This window comes from Erythrobacter sp. YT30 (assembly GCF_001542875.1).
GTDB lineage: Bacteria > Pseudomonadota > Alphaproteobacteria > Sphingomonadales > Sphingomonadaceae > Erythrobacter.
Window position 1 is genome coordinate 637,050 of sequence record NZ_LMAF01000002.1, and the last position, 17,177, is coordinate 654,226.

Annotated in this window: 20 protein-coding genes; 5 read left to right on the forward strand and 15 right to left on the reverse strand. The window is 55.7% G+C overall.

Translation table 11 applies throughout. The features are described 5' to 3' along the window. The first annotated feature begins 83 nt into the window (after positions 1–83). Both AUC45_RS07645 and AUC45_RS07650 read left to right on the forward strand, forming a co-directional pair. A complete protein-coding gene (locus AUC45_RS07645) occupies positions 84–2,252 on the forward strand; it encodes a PQQ-dependent dehydrogenase, methanol/ethanol family (protein WP_067600639.1) in 2,169 nt (722 codons plus the stop codon). Between the two features lie 35 nt (positions 2,253–2,287). Then, on the forward strand, positions 2,288–2,704 hold the full coding sequence (locus tag AUC45_RS07650) for a beta-lactamase hydrolase domain-containing protein (RefSeq protein ID WP_233998586.1): 417 nt from the start codon (positions 2,288–2,290) through the stop codon (positions 2,702–2,704). Here AUC45_RS07650 and purU read toward each other — a convergent pair. The 4 genes from purU to AUC45_RS07670 all read right to left on the reverse strand — a co-directional run bounded on the left by purU (position 2,701) and on the right by AUC45_RS07670 (position 7,008). Then, on the reverse strand, positions 2,701–3,567 hold the full coding sequence (gene purU, locus AUC45_RS07655; protein WP_067600646.1) for a formyltetrahydrofolate deformylase: 867 nt from the start codon (positions 3,565–3,567) through the stop codon (positions 2,701–2,703). The two genes, AUC45_RS07650 and purU, sit on opposite strands and share 4 nt — an antisense overlap. A gap of 99 nt (positions 3,568–3,666) precedes the next feature. Continuing rightward, complete coding sequence (locus AUC45_RS07660) at positions 3,667–4,686, reverse strand: GGDEF domain-containing protein (RefSeq protein WP_067600649.1); 1,020 nt, start codon at positions 4,684–4,686, stop codon at positions 3,667–3,669. A gap of 238 nt (positions 4,687–4,924) precedes the next feature. Further along, on the reverse strand, positions 4,925–5,626 hold the full coding sequence (locus AUC45_RS07665) for a helix-turn-helix domain-containing protein (protein WP_067603642.1): 702 nt from the start codon (positions 5,624–5,626) through the stop codon (positions 4,925–4,927). Positions 5,627–5,751: 125 nt separating this feature from the next. Continuing rightward, positions 5,752–7,008, reverse strand: coding sequence for an aspartate kinase (locus tag AUC45_RS07670; protein ID WP_067603644.1), 1,257 nt, complete (start codon positions 7,006–7,008; stop codon positions 5,752–5,754). 100 nt (positions 7,009–7,108) lie between these two features. On the opposite strand from AUC45_RS07670, the gene ubiG reads away from it, so the two are divergent. Continuing rightward, entirely contained in the window at positions 7,109–7,849 is a 741-nt protein-coding gene (gene ubiG, locus AUC45_RS07675; protein WP_067603646.1) for a bifunctional 2-polyprenyl-6-hydroxyphenol methylase/3-demethylubiquinol 3-O-methyltransferase UbiG, read from the forward strand. Here ubiG and AUC45_RS07680 read toward each other — a convergent pair. The 5 genes from AUC45_RS07680 to AUC45_RS07700 form a co-directional block, all read right to left on the reverse strand. Then, positions 7,846–8,301, reverse strand: a complete 456-nt coding sequence (locus tag AUC45_RS07680) for a thiol-disulfide oxidoreductase DCC family protein (protein ID WP_067600651.1) — start codon at positions 8,299–8,301, stop codon at positions 7,846–7,848. The genes ubiG and AUC45_RS07680 overlap by 4 nt on opposite strands. Further along, the gene (locus tag AUC45_RS07685; protein WP_067600654.1) at positions 8,291–9,340 is read right to left on the reverse strand and encodes a glycerophosphodiester phosphodiesterase; all 1,050 of its coding nucleotides are present in this window, start codon (positions 9,338–9,340) and stop codon (positions 8,291–8,293) included. Before AUC45_RS07685 ends, AUC45_RS07680 begins: the two co-directional genes overlap by 11 nt. After that, complete coding sequence (locus AUC45_RS07690; RefSeq protein ID WP_067600657.1) at positions 9,319–9,669, reverse strand: ArsC family reductase; 351 nt, start codon at positions 9,667–9,669, stop codon at positions 9,319–9,321. Before AUC45_RS07690 ends, AUC45_RS07685 begins: the two co-directional genes overlap by 22 nt. An 8-nt stretch (positions 9,670–9,677) precedes the next feature. After that, a complete protein-coding gene (gene ruvC, locus AUC45_RS07695) occupies positions 9,678–10,148 on the reverse strand; it encodes a crossover junction endodeoxyribonuclease RuvC (protein WP_067600660.1) in 471 nt (156 codons plus the stop codon). Between the two features lie 142 nt (positions 10,149–10,290). After that, positions 10,291–11,037, reverse strand: a complete 747-nt coding sequence (locus AUC45_RS07700) for a YebC/PmpR family DNA-binding transcriptional regulator (RefSeq protein ID WP_067600664.1) — start codon at positions 11,035–11,037, stop codon at positions 10,291–10,293. 48 nt (positions 11,038–11,085) lie between these two features. On the opposite strand from AUC45_RS07700, the gene AUC45_RS07705 reads away from it, so the two are divergent. After that, complete coding sequence (locus tag AUC45_RS07705) at positions 11,086–11,826, forward strand: type II CAAX prenyl endopeptidase Rce1 family protein (RefSeq protein ID WP_067600667.1); 741 nt, start codon at positions 11,086–11,088, stop codon at positions 11,824–11,826. Between the two features lie 2 nt (positions 11,827–11,828). On the opposite strand, the gene AUC45_RS07710 is transcribed toward AUC45_RS07705, so the two are convergent. From AUC45_RS07710 to AUC45_RS07720, 3 genes are all read right to left on the reverse strand, one after another. Next, positions 11,829–12,173 (reverse strand): heavy metal-binding domain-containing protein, encoded by a 345-nt coding sequence (locus tag AUC45_RS07710; RefSeq protein WP_067600670.1) that lies wholly within the window; start codon positions 12,171–12,173, stop codon positions 11,829–11,831. Between the two features lie 76 nt (positions 12,174–12,249). Further along, positions 12,250–12,486: a DUF2312 domain-containing protein gene (locus AUC45_RS07715; protein WP_067600681.1), complete on the reverse strand. Its 237-nt coding sequence runs from the start codon at positions 12,484–12,486 to the stop codon at positions 12,250–12,252. A 106-nt stretch (positions 12,487–12,592) separates the two neighbouring features. Then, complete coding sequence (locus tag AUC45_RS07720) at positions 12,593–12,916, reverse strand: DUF1244 domain-containing protein (protein WP_067600683.1); 324 nt, start codon at positions 12,914–12,916, stop codon at positions 12,593–12,595. An 81-nt stretch (positions 12,917–12,997) separates the two neighbouring features. Here AUC45_RS07720 and pyk point away from each other — a divergent pair, with 81 nt between their 5' ends. Then, positions 12,998–14,479, forward strand: coding sequence for a pyruvate kinase (gene pyk / locus AUC45_RS07725; protein WP_067600686.1), 1,482 nt, complete (start codon positions 12,998–13,000; stop codon positions 14,477–14,479). Between the two features lie 3 nt (positions 14,480–14,482). On the opposite strand, the gene gltX is transcribed toward pyk, so the two are convergent. From gltX to AUC45_RS07740, 3 genes are all read right to left on the reverse strand, one after another. Then, complete coding sequence (gene gltX, locus AUC45_RS07730; RefSeq protein WP_067600689.1) at positions 14,483–15,811, reverse strand: glutamate--tRNA ligase; 1,329 nt, start codon at positions 15,809–15,811, stop codon at positions 14,483–14,485. A gap of 41 nt (positions 15,812–15,852) precedes the next feature. Next, the gene (locus tag AUC45_RS07735) at positions 15,853–16,287 is read right to left on the reverse strand and encodes a DNA-directed RNA polymerase subunit beta' (protein WP_067600693.1); all 435 of its coding nucleotides are present in this window, start codon (positions 16,285–16,287) and stop codon (positions 15,853–15,855) included. An 86-nt stretch (positions 16,288–16,373) separates the two neighbouring features. Further along, the gene (locus tag AUC45_RS07740; RefSeq protein WP_067600697.1) at positions 16,374–17,087 is read right to left on the reverse strand and encodes a hypothetical protein; all 714 of its coding nucleotides are present in this window, start codon (positions 17,085–17,087) and stop codon (positions 16,374–16,376) included. Positions 17,088–17,177 lie beyond the last annotated feature (90 nt).

A 17,177-nucleotide genomic window follows, 5' to 3' on the forward strand; every position in this document is an offset into this window, starting at 1 on the left:
CTTGTCGCGCAATCATCATGCGGGCGGAATATGGACAACCGAACTCTGTCTTGGCAACATGATATTCAAGGGGAGAGACAAGAATGAAAAGTGGATTTGGGATCGCGCCGTTGCTCATCATGAGCGCGCTGGGACTGGTCAGCTGCGATGAGCTGGTTTCTGAACAGCAAAGTGGCATCACCAACGCGATGCTGGTGAGTGCTGGCGAAGATGATGCGAACTGGATCACGCATGGTCGCACCTATTCAGAGCAGCGCTTTTCTCCGCTAAATCAAATCAATGTCGAAAATGTCAGCGATCTAGGCCTTGCCTGGTTTGACGATATGGACACAGCACGCGGGCAGGAGGCAACGCCGCTGGTCATCGATGGCAAGCTCTATTTGACAACAGCCTGGAGCAAAGTGCGCGCTTACGATGCTGCGACGGGTGAAATGCTCTGGGACTATGACCCGGAGGTTCCAGGTGAGACCGCCGTTAAAGCCTGCTGCGATGTCGTAAATCGCGGGCTTGCGACTTGGGGCAACTCGCTTTTCCTTGGCACACTCGATGGCCGGTTAATCGCCCTTGATCGCGATACCGGCGAGGTGCAGTGGGAAAAAGTCACCGTAGATCAGGCTCAGTCTTATACTGTTACCGGCGCACCGCGCGTTATTGATGGCAAAGTCATCATCGGCAATGGCGGCGCGGAGTTCGGAGTGCGCGGATACATCGCCGGCTATGATGCGGCGAGCGGCGATGAACTGTGGCGGTTCTACACTGTTCCTGACGGAACCGAAGGCGATGAGAGTCCTGAGTATCTGAAGACCGCTGCTGAGACCTGGAACACCGATGTTCTTGCCGGAAGTGATGCGATTGGTGGAGGCGGGACGGTTTGGGACTCAATGGCATATGATCCCGATCTCAATCTGCTTTACATTGGGGTTGGCAATGGGAGCCCTTGGAACCGCGCCTATCGCAGCCCCGGGGACAACGGGACAGGCGACGGCGACAATCTGTATCTGTCCAGCATTGTCGCGCTCAATCCCGATACAGGAGAATATGCTTGGCACTATCAAACGACGCCGGGTGAAACGTGGGATTATACGGCAACCCAGCACATTATTCTTGCCGATATGGAGATCGACGGAGAAGAGCGCCAGGTATTGATGCAGGCTCCCAAGAACGGGTTCTTCTACCTAATCGACCGCGTGAATGGAGAGTTTATCTCCGCAGAACCCTACGTCTCGGTGAATTGGGCCACTGGCATTGGAGAAGATGGCCGGCCGATCGAAAATCCCGACGCAAGGGTTGATAAGACCGGGAAGCCAGCGCTGGTGACGCCCGGCGCCTTGGGTGGCCACAACTGGCACCCGATGGCGTATCATCCCGGCGAGAACCTCGTTTACATCCCGGCATTCGAAGCGGGCATGATCTATGCACCTGAGGCAGACTGGAAACCCGATCGAGCACGCGGTTTCAACGTAGGCTTCAATCTTGGCGCAGGTGACCTGCCACCTGACCTTGGCATCAGGCGCGAAGTTGCTGGAACCCTACGCGGCATGCTGGTCGCCTGGGATCCAGTGGCTGGAAAGGCCAAATGGACTGTCGAGCATCCCGGGCCATGGAATGGTGGGCTTCTTGCAACTGGCGGAGGCCTCGTCTTCCAAGGCACTGCCGGAAGCGAATTCAACGCCTACGACGCATCTTCGGGCAATCAGCTTTGGAGCTTTGGTGCGCAAACAGGGGTGGTTGCGCCGCCTGTCACGTACACCGTCGATGGGGAGCAGTATATCGCTGTCCTTGCCGGATGGGGCGGTGCCTACGCGCTGAGCGTTGATGGCGCTTTGATCGACAACAAGGCTCCTGTTCGAAACGTGTCGCGATTGCTGGTTTTCAAGTTGGGAGGGAACGCATCGCTTCCGCCAGAAAAAGAACTGGCAGCTTTGCCGCTTGATCCTCCCGCTAGCCGCGCATCGGCGCAAATCATTGCTCTTGGCGCGGAAAAGTACGCTCGATATTGCGCAGTTTGCCATGCTCCTGGAGCAGTTGGATCAACAGTGCTGCCCGATTTAAGGCGGTCCGGCACACTCGGAAACGCACAGAGTTGGATGGCGGTTGTCCACGATGGCATTCTAAAAGACAGCGGTATGGCGAGTTTTTCCGGGTCGCTCGACAAGTCAGAGATCGAAGCCATTCGCGCTTACGTTATTCACCGTGCAAACGAGGACAAAGGCATGGAGGTGAGCAGAGCCGATCAGGTCGCACAGCGTTGAGGACGGTCAATGATCCGGTTGATATCCGAAACTGGGTGAGGAGACCTAACGGGATTACAACCTCTGGGAAATTAGAGGCTGACGATCCTGCCCGCCTTGCCGCCATCGGTGTGAGGCACGTCGTCAATCTCGCACTGGACGATCATCCCGAGGCGCTTAAAAACGAACGGGAACTGCTGGCGCAGCACGGCATCAAATACACCCATATTCCGGTGCCATTCGACAAACCAACACGCGAGCATGTCGATCAGATGATAAAAGCTATCGAAGGAGCGCCGGGGCCAACGCACGTGCATTGCATCATGAATTACCGGGTGAGCGCTTTCTTCTATATCCTCGATTGTGAAAGCGGCGTTCCTGAAGCGCAAGCACGCGAACTGATGACGAAAGTCTGGGACCCACTGTTCAGCGATGACCCAAGAGTTGCTCCTTGGCGCAAGCTGCTTAGCTAGCCTCGGAAAACCACAGTCCGGCTGCCGTTCAAAAGCACGCGCTCTTCAACAAATAGTCGCACCGCTTCAGCCAAAACGCGCCTTTCAATGTCGCGACCTTTTCTCACTAGATCTGATGGGCTGTCGGCATGACTGATCCGTTCGACATCTTGGTGGATGATCGGACCCTCATCGAGGTCTGCCGTAACGAAATGGGCGGTTGCGCCGATGATCTTCACACCGCGAGTGTGCGCCTGATGGTAAGGCCGGGCGCCTTTGAAACCCGGCAGAAAACTGTGGTGGATATTGATGCAGCGCCCTTCGAAGTAGTCTGATTGTTCATCGGAGAATATCTGCATGTAACGCGCAAGCACGATCAATTCTGCATTGGCATCGTCGGCAATGGTGCGAAGGCGTGTTTCAGCCTCTGGCTTTTTGTCAGGCGTCACCGGAACATGATGAAAAGGGATACCGCCAATATCGGCGCGGATTGCGACGTCACGTGGATGATTGGACACGATAGCGACTGGATCGATGTTGAGCTCGCCTGTGCGCCAGCGATAGAGCAGATCGACAAGACAGTGATCCGCTTTGCTAACTAGAATGATTACACGACGTGGACGATCTCTTTGAGCAATCCTCCATCGCATGCCGAATTGCTCGGCGAATCCGGCAAATTCGGTGCGCATCTGCGCAGAATCGATCGCGCCCTGGTCGAATTCGACACGCATGAAAAAGCGATCATCGCTATCCTCAGCGTTCCGATCATTGAATTGCTGCGCCTCGAGAATGTTGCAGCCTCGCTCAAACAGAAAAGCTGTGACGCTGGCGGTGATGCCGGGAGTATCAACGCAGTCGAGGGTAAGGATGAGAGGGTCGGGCATCGCGCAATTGGAACTCGCTCTTTGGTAAGTGAGCGCGACTACGCTCTCACCACCTCATCGGCAAGACCGGCTATGATCCTATGCGAGCACAGGTTCCAACTAGCTTCCAGTCAGCCTCTGGGACGGCGCACTCTGATACGTGCATTGGCCAACCTGCATGCCCCCGCCCGCGCGTGCTATAACAAGCGCAAGCTCAGCTTGGCGCAAGGTCCAATCAACCGTGCTCTCAAGACGGGCGAGCCCTGCACTGGCGCTCAATTTGGGCATTCTTGGTGAAGTAGTCAGCGCTAATGATGAAAACGTATCAAGCACTTCTTGCGCCCATGCGCGCGCTTCTACGGTGGAGATGTTTGGCACTCTTACACCAAAGCGTTCACCATCCATTTGCGCCAGTTCAAAATCAGAGCGGACCATAGTTTCCAGGAACTTCGCAAATCCCCATTGGATCTCATCAGCCGTACGCTGCCCGTATTGCAGCAGCATGGAACGCATCCGGTCGATCGCAAAAACGACCACGATTTGATCACTCCCGTTAGCCAGTTGGCGACGAAGGCTCGCGGAAAACGCATGCCTGTTCGAAAGCCCGGTGAGCGGGTCGGTAACGGAACGCGAATGAAGCTCGCGTTCAAGTAGCCGAACGCGCTGAACAGATCGCAGCAGACCAACCGCTCCGATGACTTCGCGTTTCTCGAATTCTCGGGCCGGTGCATTGTCATCACACAATTCAGTCGGAACTACCTTGGCCTCTTCCAACCCCGAGGTCCGGTCCATTACGATTGGTCTCAGGCTCAGAGAATACCATCGCCTGCAAGTAATTGGATTGCATGCGTCTTCGCATTCACACAAGCTAACGGGAAACTCGACCGAACCTTCACCAGAATACCCATTCAGCACTTTTTCTGAGTAGAGCGCGACAAACTCGCTGTGATCGTGATCGCTTAAATCGCGGATGTGCGGCATTACCAATTGTTCTGTCAGGTCCTGACCTAATTGGGTGATATTTGCTGAGGCATGCACGATGAAGCCGCTAGCATCCACCTTGATGACGATGTCGTCTGATGCCTCTTCCAGAAGGCCGTGCAGGGCCTCCCCTTCTGTAAAGTTCAATGCCAAATCCATGCCGACAGCCCCCCGGCTCAGTTTAAAAGCCAAATCTTTTCAAATAAAGATACGAGACTTGTAAACTAAAATCGACTAACTCGATGGCAGTTCTGTGCTACTACACACCCTCTGCACATCAGTCTTTCGAATAATTGTTTGCTAACCCGTATAATATTCGAATCAACTTATGCTTTTGTTTACCATTTTATTGAGGTAAGTCAGGCTTCTGATTTCGACTTTATCGGATTTTACACCTTCAGACCTCGATCATGATACGAACATTCTGAGGGTCCGTTCCGAAAGTCGTAGCAATACGTAAGCGGCATTCCTCGACCAGCGCGGCGCCATCGCCATTGCCGCCAGACACGCGCAATTCGTCTGCGGAAACACCAAGCGCCTCGGCAATAGCATCAAGTCTTTCTGGGATGGGTTTCGCTTTGCCTTTCTCCCAGGCCCACACGGTCGGCTTGCTCACTCCAAGAGCCTCAGCCACGTCGGACAAAGTCATCGCCCTTTCGCGGCGCAAACGATTTAGTCGCACACCAAATGGTTCAGCCCTACGAGGCATTTGGTTCGTGCCATCAGCAGACGCTCCAGAAGATCCGACAGGTAAGACAGGATCAAGCGACCCGATGACTGTGCCGCGCAAGGATGCAGCAGCGAGCGCTGCCTCGTTCAAAGTCTGATCGAACGCGCAGCCGAAAAGATCGCCGCTGTGCCAAACAACATGCGCCGACACAGATCCGATTTCAGGAAGCTCTACCGAAAAGCTTTCTCCATCCGAGAGCTCCGCATCCGTCTCGAGAAGCATGCCTGAAACCGACAGGTTGTGGATGGTAACGTTGGCCTGCGCGCCGTCTGGCATCTGCCCACCCGTTTCTAGGTATAGAGCCCGGCGCGGATGTCGGCGGTGTTCAGCTTGATCGGCAAGGCTTTCGAGGTGGGCTTTGATAGCCATAACATGCAACTCCTTCATGGAGTTGCAGTAATCCTATCCAGAAAGTTAAGATGAGGTTAGCGGATCATCCTAACCTCCGACGAAACGCCCTAACTCTGCGAGAAACACAGCAATCGGCGAAATATTTAGTCAGCCGCATCCAAACCGTAAGCAGTGTGAAGCACACGGACCGCCAATTCTGTCTCATCCTCGTCGATCATAACGCTCACCTTGATCTCTGAAGTGGAGATCGCCTGAATGTTGATTCCGCGATCGGAAAGCGACCGAAACATGGTGCTTGCAACACCAGCATGGCTCTTCATGCCAACGCCGACAACGCTTATCTTGGCGATCTGACTGTCGGTAATGATGCGATTGAAGCCGATCTCCGAACGGCGATCCTCAAGCAGCGCCTGCGCGCGGGCCAGATCAGATTGCGGCACAGTAAAGGTAACATCGGTTTCGCCTTTATCGCGTCCGACGTTCTGAATGATCATGTCGACATTTATGCTGGCATCCGCGAGCGGAGTAAAAATGTCCGCCACAGCGCCCGGCTTATCAGGCACGCGGGTAAGGATGATTTTGGCCTCGTTCTTGTCGTGCGCGATCCCTGTGACCAGTTGGCGTTCCATTTCGCCCTTCTCCACCAATTCGTTCATTTCTTCTTCGGAGACGATGAGCGTCCCCGGCAATTCGTCTGCTGGTGCCGCATCCTCTCCGATAAAGCTGGAGAGCACCTGAATGCGCACGCCCGACTTCATTGCCAAACCGACAGAGCGGGTCTGCAGCACTTTCGCGCCAACGCTGGCAAGCTCCAGCATCTCCTCGTACGTCACCGCTTTCAGCTTGCGCGCGCGCGCCACGATACGGGGATCGGTCGTGTAGACGCCATCAACATCAGTGTAGATATCACAGCGATCCGCACCGACTGCCGCAGCAACTGCGACGGCTGATGTGTCAGATCCGCCGCGGCCAAGCGTCGTGACCCGGCCCTCTGGCGAGATGCCCTGAAACCCAGGCACTATGGCAATCTCGCCACTTTCCATGCCAGCCAGCATGCCGGGTGCATCGATCGTTTCAATGCGCGCCTTCGAATGCGCTTCGATTGTTTTCACAGGGACCTGCCAGCCGAGCCAGCTTCGCGCCTTGCATCCCAATGATTGTAACGTGAGCGCGAGAAGGCCGCTCGTCACCTGCTCTCCGCTCGATACGACAACGTCGTACTCCGCTGGATCGTGAAGGGCGTTTGCTTCGCGGCAAAAGCCAACAAGCCTGTCGGTTTCACCAGCCATAGCGCTCACTACCACCGCAACCTCATCTCCGCGCGATGCCTGCGCCCGCACAATGCCCGCGACGCGCCGTATGCGTTCGGTCCCGGCCATTGATGTGCCGCCGAATTTCATAACAATTCGCTGCCGTGATTTGGCTGTGCTGGCAGTCACTATCGCAAAGCTCCCGAGAGTTGAGGTGGCGAGACGTTTCGCGCGCTGTTAGGGACGCATGATGACAAAGGCAAACGTAACAAATGTAACCATCCGTCCTGAAGAGGCAGCATTCTTTGCTGATCTTGCGCGCGACTGGTGGAATCCCAAGGGCAAGATGGCCAGTCTTCATCAGGTAAATCCGGTTCGGCTCGCCTTCATTCGTGATGCCGTGGATGCGCACTGGGAGGATGCCTCTCGCACCGCAAACCCGCTTGCGGGCAAGACTGCGCTCGATATCGGGTGCGGTGCTGGGCTGGTATGCGAGCCGCTGGCTCGACTGGGCGCTGAGGTGACGGGGGTAGATGCAGCAACAGACAATGTCGCGGCTGCAAGCGCGCATGCTGAGGCTTCGGGCCTCGATATCCGCTATATGGCCGGAGAAGTCGCGACGCTCGATATTGGCACCTTCGATCTCGTCACATGCCTCGAGGTGGTGGAGCATGTTGCAGACAAGGAGCAATTCCTTGCCGACGTTGCAGCGCGGCTATCGCCCGATGGTCTGCTCGTCATGTCGACCCCAAATCGCACCACAGCCAGCCGAGTTCTACTTGTCGGTGCTGCAGAAGCCATCGGCTACGTGCCCAAGGGAACGCATCACTGGCGCGATTTTGTCCAGCCAGAAGAGCTAGAGGATTTGCTAAGCGGTGTTGGCCTCGAAGTGACACGGAGGCGCGGAATAGCCTTTAGCCCATCGAAGGGTTTGCACCTGTCAGATGACGAAAAGCTCAATTACATCCTGTCAGCCCGGCACAAGCGCTAAAGAATTCGGTCCGCCTGATCGGGCGATGGCATCCAGCATGTATCGCGTACGCCGAACCATGTGTACCGGTTTCGAGCGATCAGCAGATACAGGGGGTCGCGCACAAATCGTGGTATCAGGCGAAAAACGCGGCTCAGCTTCCATGGCCAGCCCAATTGTGACCACATATGCAAAACAGCATCGGAGTTTTTCCAGATGCGCCCGCCGTCTTGCGCTGCATCGACCAGCACAAAGCTTTCGGGATCATTCGGATCGAACCCTGCCTCTCGCATGATCTGAGCGCCCACTGGGTTTTGCATTGCTGCAAGACGAAATGTGCCTTTGGTATCATTCTTCAATATGAACTGCGCGTTGGCAGAGCACAGCACGCACACCCCATCGAAAACGATGATGGCCTTGTCTCTTGGGATCGAGACCGCGCCATCGGCTGGAATTGCTGAGCTAGTCGCCATTCGCGCCCATCATGGTGACGAACTCTTTCACATTGTCGACGAAAACACCGTCGACACCGCTTTCGATCGCGGCCTTCCATAGCTTCTCATATTGGCCGTTGGCTGCCGGGCCGCCTTCATTTTGCAGGCCTGCTGGCAGAAACCCGTTTTCCTTGCGCAACGTCCAGGGATGAACTTGCAGCCCAACAGCATGCGCATCGGCTACAAGAGAAGTCGCACTCATGTTCTCAGGGTCAATCACGTGGCCAAGCCATGGGCCAATACCATCAGCATACGTCGCGACTTCGGCAAGACCTGTTGGCGAAAGGATATCGGACCAGCGCATATCAGGCTCATCATAAGGTCCGCCCTCAGGCTTGATCAGCAGAATAAGCTTTGAATCGATCAGTTTGTCGAGCCTTTGCAACGGACCCACTTCAAACACCTGTACAAAAACCGGGTCATCCGCGCCCGCGAGATCGTGCTTTTTGAGCTCGCTGACGAGAAGATCAATCATGTCGATCCCCTCCTGCTCAAGTATCCATGTGGGATGCTTGAGTTCAGGATAAATGCCGATGGTGCGCCCCGTTTCTGCTTCCTTTGCGCGCACCAGCTTCACGATCTCTTCGAACGTTGGCACCTGATAGAGGCCGTTATACGCCGTGTTGGCCGGACGGATGTTTCCGACCCGCTCTCGGGCCCTTAGAGTGCGCAGTTCAGCTAATGTGAAATCCTCGGCGAACCAGCCTGCGACCTGCTGGCCCTCGATGTTTTTGGTGCGGCGCAGGTATTCAAACTCTTCCCGGCTCGCGACGTCAGTGGTGCCTGAAAGCTCGTTTTCGTGGCGTGCAATTAGCACCAGATCTTTCGTCACTACCAGATCGGGCTCGACGTAATCAGCTCCTCTATCAATCGCGAGTTCGTAGGCAGCGAGAGTGTGTTCTGGCCTTTCACCGGACGCACCACGATGGGCGATAATCAGTGGATCAGATTGCGCCATGGCGACCCCCGGAATTGCGAGCGCTGCGGCAATTGCGCTCAGGAAAAGTGTGCGGACCATTCATCTTCCTTAAAACCGACAAGAATGCCACTTGGCGTTTCGACCACTGGCCGCTTGATCATTGAAGGGTTCTGAACAAGCAATGCGGCAGCCTTGTTACTGTCTTCTGCATCCGATCTTTGAGCATCCGACAACTTGCGAAAGGTCGTGCCGCGTTTGTTGAGAATGACGTCGACGCCCTTGTTTTTAATCCACCCGGCGATTTTGGCCTTATCGGCGCCTTCCTTCTTGTAGTCGTGGAAGGTGTAATCAAGACCCTCACGTTCAAGCCATTTGCGCGCCTTCTTCACAGTGTCGCAGTTTGGAATACCGTAGAAATGGATCGTCATGGGTTCTCCTATTCGCGCGATAGATGCGCATCGGCAATGGCGACGGCAAGAGCATCGGCGGCATCGTTTCCAGCAGGGCTTGCCCCGGGGAGCAGCATTTTGACCATGGCGGCGACTTGAGCCTTGTCTGCGCCGCCCGTTCCAACCACAGCCTGTTTGACTTTGCGAGCCGCGTGCTCATTCACCGAAAGCCCAGCCGCCCCGCACGCAGCGAGAACAGCGCCTCTAGCCTGGGCTAGCTTTAGGGTCGATTGGGGGTTTTTATTGGCGAACACCTCTTCACATGCCACCCGATCAGGTTTGTGTTTGATTATGACAGCAGCAATCCCTGACTGAAGCTGCGCCAACCGCTTCGCCATCGAAGCCTTGGTGGATGTCGGCAATTGCCCGTTCGCAATATGTGTTAGGCGCGAACCCTCGGTACGCACCACTCCCCAGCCCGTGCAGGAAAGCGAGGGATCAAGACCGAGAATTATCACGGCCTCTTTCCCCGCTTGAGAGTGTTAGGAAAGCCCAATCGTCCAACCCAGACGCCATGCAGCTGCGAGCAGAAATGCTGTTCCCAGCAAAATCGCAAACAGCCATTCGCGCCAAGTCATCGGCTAAGCTCATCGGAGCGCGTCAATCGTCAAGCTTCTCCATGACCGCATCCGGGATGTCGTAATTGCCCCAAACAGTCTGCACATCGTCGTCGTCATCGAGTGCGTCGATCAGCTTTAGAAGAGTGCCCGCGCCTTTCTCGTCCATCTCAACGGTAAGATTGGGTTTCCACGCAAGCTTCACTTCTTTTGCCTCACCCAAAGCCTTCTCAAGGCTTGAGGAAACCTCGTGCAAGTCTTCCGCGGCTGTCCAGATTTCATGACCGTCCTCGGACGATGAAATATCTTCGGCGCCTGCTTCCAGTGCAGCTTCGAGAACCTTTTCCTCATCGCCTGCCTCTGGCCCGTATTCGATGAACCCAAGCCGTTCGAAACCATGCGCAACCGAACCCTCGGTGCCCAGATTGCCGCCATTCTTGCTGAATGCTGTGCGCACTGCTGTGGCAGTGCGGTTGCGGTTGTCTGTCAGCGCTTCAACGATGATGGCGCTCCCGCCCGGGCCATACCCTTCGTAGCGAACCTCTTCATAATTCTCGTCATCGCCGCCGCTCGCCTTGTCAATTGCGCGCTGGATATTGTCCTTGGGCATTGACTGCGCCTTAGCGTTGTTCACAGCCAAGCGCAGGCGCGGGTTCATATCGGGATCGGGTGCGCCCATTTTTGCCGCGACGGTGATTTCGCGGCTCAGTTTCGAGAACAGGTTGGAGCGCTTCTTGTCCTGTGCGCCCTTGCGGTGCATGATGTTTTTAAATTTGGAATGGCCTGCCATAGGAACTCTTTTGCGTTAGGCTTGAATTGGATGGATTTCGCTTAAGCAATGGCAGTGCCGCAAGCAAGCTCGGCCCTCACATTCCGCCATGTTTTTGGCCTGTATCGCGATGTGGGGCGATTTGCCCTGCGTCCTACAATGGCGGCCAAACCCATCCCCCTGGGAGAGGCATTTGTGGTCATGTTGGGCGCCTTGTTCGTGCTCGACTGCACGCTTTCTCTCGGCGTATTCTATCTGGAAACTGGCATCGCGGAAACGGGATACGAGTTTCCCAATCCGCTCCAGGAAGATTACTCTTTCCAATCCGATTTCTTTGGGATGGTGATCCTTGCCCCGATAGTTGAAGAATCGCTTTTCCGCGGTTGGCTAAGGGGAAATTTGGCCGCTTTGCGCTTTGCAGCGATTGCATGGATCGCCGTGGCGCTCGTGCTACTGGCTGAGCTTCTGGAGTGGGCAATTCTTGGCAGCGCAACCGGTGTGGCCTTGATCCTGCTGTTGATTGGCTTGTTGCAATGGCTGGCAACTCGCAAAACCGAAACTCAGGTGCCCGATTGGTTCAAAGCGCATTACGGAAAGCTTGTATGGGGAAGCACGCTTGCCTTTGGGATGATCCACATCACCAACTTTGAAACCTTTGGCAGCCCGGTGGATCTCATGCTGGTCGCATCGCAAACGCTAGGCGGCCTGATACTCGCGTATACACGCACGAGACTGGGCCTCGGCGCTGCAATCGGACAGCACGCAGCGTTCAACCTCATCCTTCTGACCGATGTCAGTATTTGGGGATAGGCTTAGACCCGGACGGCCGTCCCGCTAGCGCTGACCATCAACATCGACCCCGTCTCGCCAACCACTTCATAGTCAAGATCGACGCCCACCACTGCGTTTGCTCCGCGCGAGGCGGCCTCGGCTTGTAGCTCTTCAATTGCCTCATCGCGGGCCTTTTTGAGAATGCGCTCGTACGAGCCAGATCGCCCACCAACGATGTCCCGAATATTGGCAAACAAGTCACGAAACAGATTTGCGCCGACGATCACTTCGCCGACTACGATGCCGTGGTAATCTTGGATGGGGCGCCCCTCGATTGAAGGGGTTGTGGTGACGATGACGCCGCGCGCGTCTTTCCATTCTGACATGAGTTTAATACCTCCCTAAACTGTATTATCTACATAAGACACAAGGGCGTATTTTCAATGTCTACAGTGGCGAGAGTTAACCCATCCCAAGCGCTGCCTTGTAGGTTTCGAGCACCATATCCTGCTCGCTGCGTTCATCAGGCTTCATTTTGCGCAACTTGATGATCTGGCGCATGATCTTGGTGTCGTAACCAACCGCTTTGGCTTCGGCGTAAACATCGCGAATATCATCAGCGATGCCTTTCTTCTCTTCTTCGAGGCGTTCGATACGCTCAACTAGCAGGCGCAGGCGGTCGTCCGTGGCTTCAGCCATTGGGGTCTATCTCCGATGAAAGGGAATCAGTTGACGGGTCGGATAATCGCCCTTCCCGAACTCTTGAAGGGGCAATTGTGAATAAGGCTGTGGTTGAAGCAAAACCTCAGTGCAATTCCGGGTCGTTCTTGGCGACACTTGCCTTCATTGCTTCAAGTTGCGCCTCGGTGGCGGGTTTCTGGCGTGTCGCCTTCCATTCGTCTTGCGGCATGCCATGGATCAACGCGCGCGCTTCGACTTTGTCGCCTTCGAACCCTCCATCACGGATCCAGTCGGCGAGGCAATTGCGGCAGAAACCGGCAAGCCCCATCAACTCAATGTTTTGCGCATCATGGCGATGGCGCAAGTGTTTGACCAATCGGCGGAACGCAGCCGCAGCAACCTCATCATCGAGGCTCTCGAGCGGATCGGGCGTGTTTTCATCGGTCATGATCGGGCTTTTCCTTGAGTTGAAATTTTAGTGTGCCATAGCTCCGTCAATTAGGTCACCCAAGAGAGATCGTTAAGGGTCATGACGAAAAGAGATCATACAAGGATCGATCCACGCGGCCGCAAGGTCAAGATCCTGGCGACCATAGGCCCAGCCAGCCGTTCACCCGAAATGCTTCGCCGGCTCTTTAAGGCGGGCGCGGACGCTTTCCGCTTGAACATGAGCCATGGCGATCATGAAGATCACACAGCCTCGATCAAATCCATTCGCGCGCTGGAAAAAGAGTTCGCGCGGCCCATCGCGATCCTTGCCGATTTGCAGGGGCCAAAACTGCGCGTCGGTACTTTCAAAGACGGGAAAGCGGTTATCCGGCACGGGCGACACTTCACGCTTGATCGCGATAATACGCCCGGTGATGAAACGCGCGTCTGCCTACCTCATTCCGAATTATTCGGGATCATGGAGCGCGGCCAGCGCCTTCTGATCAACGATGGCAAAATAAGGTTGATTGTCAAAGAGGCGGATGACGACCGGATAATCTGCTCAGCCGAAGTGGGCGGAGTTATCTCGGATCGTAAAGGCGTGAATGTCCCCGATGCCGAAGTGCCGATCCCGGCTTTGACTGAAAAGGACCGGAAAGACCTGGCCTTCGCAGTCGAGCATGGCGCCGACTGGATCGCGCTTTCGTTTGTCCAGCGCCCTGAAGATCTTGCTGAAGCGCGCAAATTGATTGCCCAGCATGGCGCCCACAGCCCCGCTCTGTGCGCGAAGATTGAAAAGCCGCAAGCGGTAAAGCGGCTCGATTCCATCATTGAGCTTTCCGATGCGATAATGGTTGCTCGCGGCGATCTGGGTGTCGAGCTTGAACCCCACGAAGTGCCTCCGCTGCAAAAGCGTATCGTCAATGCCAGCCGTAGGGCGGGCAAGCCGGTAATTGTGGCAACGCAGATGCTTGAATCCATGATTGAGAGCCCGATACCCACTCGCGCTGAGGTATCGGACGTTGCCAACGCGGTTTATGACGGCGCTGATGCGGTGATGCTATCAGCAGAAAGCGCAGCTGGGGATTGGCCTGAAGAATCCGTCAGAATGATGGATAAGATCGCAATTCAAGTCGAACGTGAAGAGGGATACAAAGAGCGTATCCGCTTCCTCGATACACCGCCCGATGCAACCACATCCGACGCGCTGGCGCACAGCTGTATGACGATTTCCGAAACGGTGCCGATCAGCGCAATCACAATCTTCACTGCAAGCGGATCAACCGCCCGACGCGTGGCGCGCGAAAGGCCCACTACCCCTGTGCTCGTCCTCACGCCGAGTATGCGCACGGCAAGACGGGTTGCCTTGCTGTGGGGCACTCATGCGGTGGCGACAAAAGATATCGGAAGCTTTGAAGAGATGATTGCCAAAGGAAAGCGCATGGCGCTGCGTCATCGCTTTGGCGAAGCGGGTTCCAAGCAGATCGTTCTGGCAGGTGTGCCCTTCGGGACGCCGGGTGCGACCAATCTTTTGCACGTCGTCACTCTTTCAGGTGACGAATTGAACAAGCACAAAGACTAAGCGTCAGCTCGCGCTAGCTTGAGATAACCTCGCCCGCGCTTCTTCCTCACCGATCAGTGGCAGCAGTTCACCCATGTCAGGGCCGTGGTTCATGCCCGTCAGCGCCTGGCGCAAGGGGAGGAATAATTGCTTGCCCTTTCTGCCTGTAGCGTCCTTGAGCGTCGATGTCAGCGTCCCCCACGGGTCATTGCCCCATTCGAGTGAGGCGCTCGCTTGGGCGAGATAAGCTCGATCTTCCTCGGAAAATTCGGGCTGATCAATCGGGCCTGTGACCAATCGCCACCATTCACCCACTTCGTTAATCGTCGCAACATTGGGGCGCACGGCATACCAGCCAGCTTCATCCATGCCGTCGGGAAGGCGGTCTCTTACCGCGTCATATTCCATCGCGTGAACAATTGCCGTGTTGACCCGCTCAAGTTCAGCATCGTCAAACTTTGCCGGAGCGCGGCCGAATGTGCTCAAATCAAATGTGTCGAGCAGCGCTGATCGGTCTGCGATAGGCTCAACGGGCAACGAGGTTCCCAACCGGCAGAGAAGCGCAATGACGGCTTCTGGTTCGATACCCTTCTCACGAAAAGCGTCGCACCCTAGTGAGCCTAGGCGCTTGGAAAGCTTGCCTTCCTTACCCACCAATAGCGCCTCATGCGCAAAGGCAGGGACGGCAGCCTCCATCGCGGTGAACATCTGGATTTGAACAGCGGTGTTAGACACGTGATCCTCGCCGCGCAGAACCTGAGTTACCCCCATATCGACATCATCAACCGTGCTGGGCAGCATGTAGAGCCAGGAGCCATCGGCGCGCCGAATGACCGGGTCTGACAATTGCGCAGGGTCAAATTTCACTTTGCCGCGCACGCCATCTTCCCATTCGATTGCTTCTGAATGATCGAGCTTGAAGCGCCAATGCGGTTCAACGCCCTCGGCCTCTTTTGCTGCGCGCTGTTCGTCAGTGAGATTGAGTGCGGCGCGATCATAGATTGGCGGCAAGCCGCGCCCCAGCAAAACCTTACGCTTCAGCTCAAGTTCCTGAGCGGTTTCATAGGCGGGATAAATCCGCCCCGCATCGCGCAGCGCAGCAAAGGCAGCCTCATACCTCGCCAATCGCTGCGACTGGCGCTCTTCGCGATCCCAATCAATACCGAGCCAGCCGAGGTCGGCTTGTATCGCGTCGACATACTCTTCTTTTGAGCGCGCGGCATCGGTATCATCGATGCGCAGGATGAATTCGCCGTTGGTCTTTTGCGCGAGCATCCAATTGTGGAGCGCGGTGCGAATATTGCCGACATGCAGACGGCCAGTTGGCGAAGGGGCAAAACGGGTTGTGCTCATGGCCGGTGCGTTACTGCGCAGCGGCTCTCCCCGCAAGCGGTTCAAGCGCCTCTGAATTCGGCGGCAACAAGATCAATCGAAGCGTCCCACAATGCCTGAGCTCTGCCGGGCCTGATCAATCCTTCGAGCACTCGATCGAAGGCTGCGCGATCTCTATGCGCGGTTGCCTCGATCATATATCCGATTGTCGCCTCATCGTGGCTCATCAATCCGCAGCAGAAGCGTGAAACCTGAATATTCTCAGGCCATACCCGCGCAATGACTTTTGCCATGCTGAGCGATTTCGCGGCCACATCCATGCTTCCCAGGCGAACCGCCAATTCAGCCACCGGATCCCGGCGCGCATGTTCGTGTACCGCGATCAAACGAAGCGAGTAGACAAAGCGCGCGGCGATCGGATGCAAGTTTGAAAGACGCGGAGGCCGCGCCAGATCGGCAATGATAGACTGCGCGTTTGCCGCATGGATTTTTGGCATAGATGTCGAACCTCTTGCTCCAGTGGATAGAGAGCTTCATGCCTTATCTGCGAATGCGTCGCAATAGCTATTATGGCGTCAGAGGCTTATTTCGGGCGAACCGTGAAGCTGTGATCAATATACATGAAAACTTCCGTTTCGCTCGATTGCTGCCAGTAAAGTTCGCCGTCCAACCCATCGATCGACACGCCGTAATCATTGCCAAACATCGATGCATAGCTTGTCGCTTCCTTGGCGACGTGGCGCACTACATCGGGGCGATATTGCTCGGGATTGTCGATGGCGAGGCCGGTCGTGCCGACATCAATGAACGATCGTCCAGTAGCGGTTATGTCTTTGACGAATGCCTCGATCCGGTCAGCGGTTTTGCGCACATTCGCATCATCGCCGCGCAATGGGATGCGGGCATAGACCTGAACACGATTGGTGTCCGGCCTGTTGCCGCCGACGACAGGCAACTGACGCATATTGTCTTTAGTAACAGGCTGCAGCTTGTATCGTCCCGCAACTATAGCGATACCTTGCGCATCTGCACGATCTAGCGTCGCTTCAAACATGGCATAGAGCTCGGCGAGCCGGGTGTCGCGATCGCGCGAATCCGAGCTTACATAGAGCGGTGTCACGAAATAGTCTGCCTTGCGCGTAACACCGATAGCAGCTGGGCCGTTGTTAGGAGAAAAGTATGCGTTGCCCGCAGAGCGATCCTGTCGTGAACCTGTCACCACGATGGTTTCCTGTGCCGCCAATTGCATCGGCAGCGCCGCACACACAGTTGCGGCTGCAATCATCAATCTCTTCATAAGTCCCTCCCTGCGTTGAATTTACTCCTTCAGACTATCCGCGCGCACCCGACTGTAAAGTGAACACAAAAAACCCCGCCGCAGCTTTTT

Excerpts from the sequence above, each read along its gene's own strand:
- AUC45_RS07645 (WP_067600639.1), top strand. The coding sequence starts at position 84 with ATGAAAAGTGGATTTGGGATCGCGCCGTTGCTCATCATGAGCGCGCTG.
- purU (WP_067600646.1), bottom strand. The coding sequence starts at position 3,567 with ATGCCCGACCCTCTCATCCTTACCCTCGACTGCGTTGATACTCCCGGC.
- AUC45_RS07660 (WP_067600649.1), bottom strand. The coding sequence starts at position 4,686 with ATGGATTTGGCATTGAACTTTACAGAAGGGGAGGCCCTGCACGGCCTT.
- AUC45_RS07665 (WP_067603642.1), bottom strand. The coding sequence starts at position 5,626 with ATGGCTATCAAAGCCCACCTCGAAAGCCTTGCCGATCAAGCTGAACAC.
- AUC45_RS07670 (WP_067603644.1), bottom strand. The coding sequence starts at position 7,008 with ATGAAATTCGGCGGCACATCAATGGCCGGGACCGAACGCATACGGCGC.
- ubiG (WP_067603646.1), top strand. The coding sequence starts at position 7,109 with ATGACAAAGGCAAACGTAACAAATGTAACCATCCGTCCTGAAGAGGCA.
- AUC45_RS07680 (WP_067600651.1), bottom strand. The coding sequence starts at position 8,301 with ATGGCGACTAGCTCAGCAATTCCAGCCGATGGCGCGGTCTCGATCCCA.
- AUC45_RS07685 (WP_067600654.1), bottom strand. The coding sequence starts at position 9,340 with ATGGTCCGCACACTTTTCCTGAGCGCAATTGCCGCAGCGCTCGCAATT.
- AUC45_RS07690 (WP_067600657.1), bottom strand. The coding sequence starts at position 9,669 with ATGACGATCCATTTCTACGGTATTCCAAACTGCGACACTGTGAAGAAG.
- AUC45_RS07700 (WP_067600664.1), bottom strand. The coding sequence starts at position 11,037 with ATGGCAGGCCATTCCAAATTTAAAAACATCATGCACCGCAAGGGCGCA.
- AUC45_RS07705 (WP_067600667.1), top strand. The coding sequence starts at position 11,086 with ATGGCAGTGCCGCAAGCAAGCTCGGCCCTCACATTCCGCCATGTTTTT.
- AUC45_RS07710 (WP_067600670.1), bottom strand. The coding sequence starts at position 12,173 with ATGTCAGAATGGAAAGACGCGCGCGGCGTCATCGTCACCACAACCCCT.
- AUC45_RS07715 (WP_067600681.1), bottom strand. The coding sequence starts at position 12,486 with ATGGCTGAAGCCACGGACGACCGCCTGCGCCTGCTAGTTGAGCGTATC.
- AUC45_RS07720 (WP_067600683.1), bottom strand. The coding sequence starts at position 12,916 with ATGACCGATGAAAACACGCCCGATCCGCTCGAGAGCCTCGATGATGAG.
- pyk (WP_067600686.1), top strand. The coding sequence starts at position 12,998 with ATGACGAAAAGAGATCATACAAGGATCGATCCACGCGGCCGCAAGGTC.
- gltX (WP_067600689.1), bottom strand. The coding sequence starts at position 15,811 with ATGAGCACAACCCGTTTTGCCCCTTCGCCAACTGGCCGTCTGCATGTC.
- AUC45_RS07735 (WP_067600693.1), bottom strand. The coding sequence starts at position 16,287 with ATGCCAAAAATCCATGCGGCAAACGCGCAGTCTATCATTGCCGATCTG.
- AUC45_RS07740 (WP_067600697.1), bottom strand. The coding sequence starts at position 17,087 with ATGAAGAGATTGATGATTGCAGCCGCAACTGTGTGTGCGGCGCTGCCG.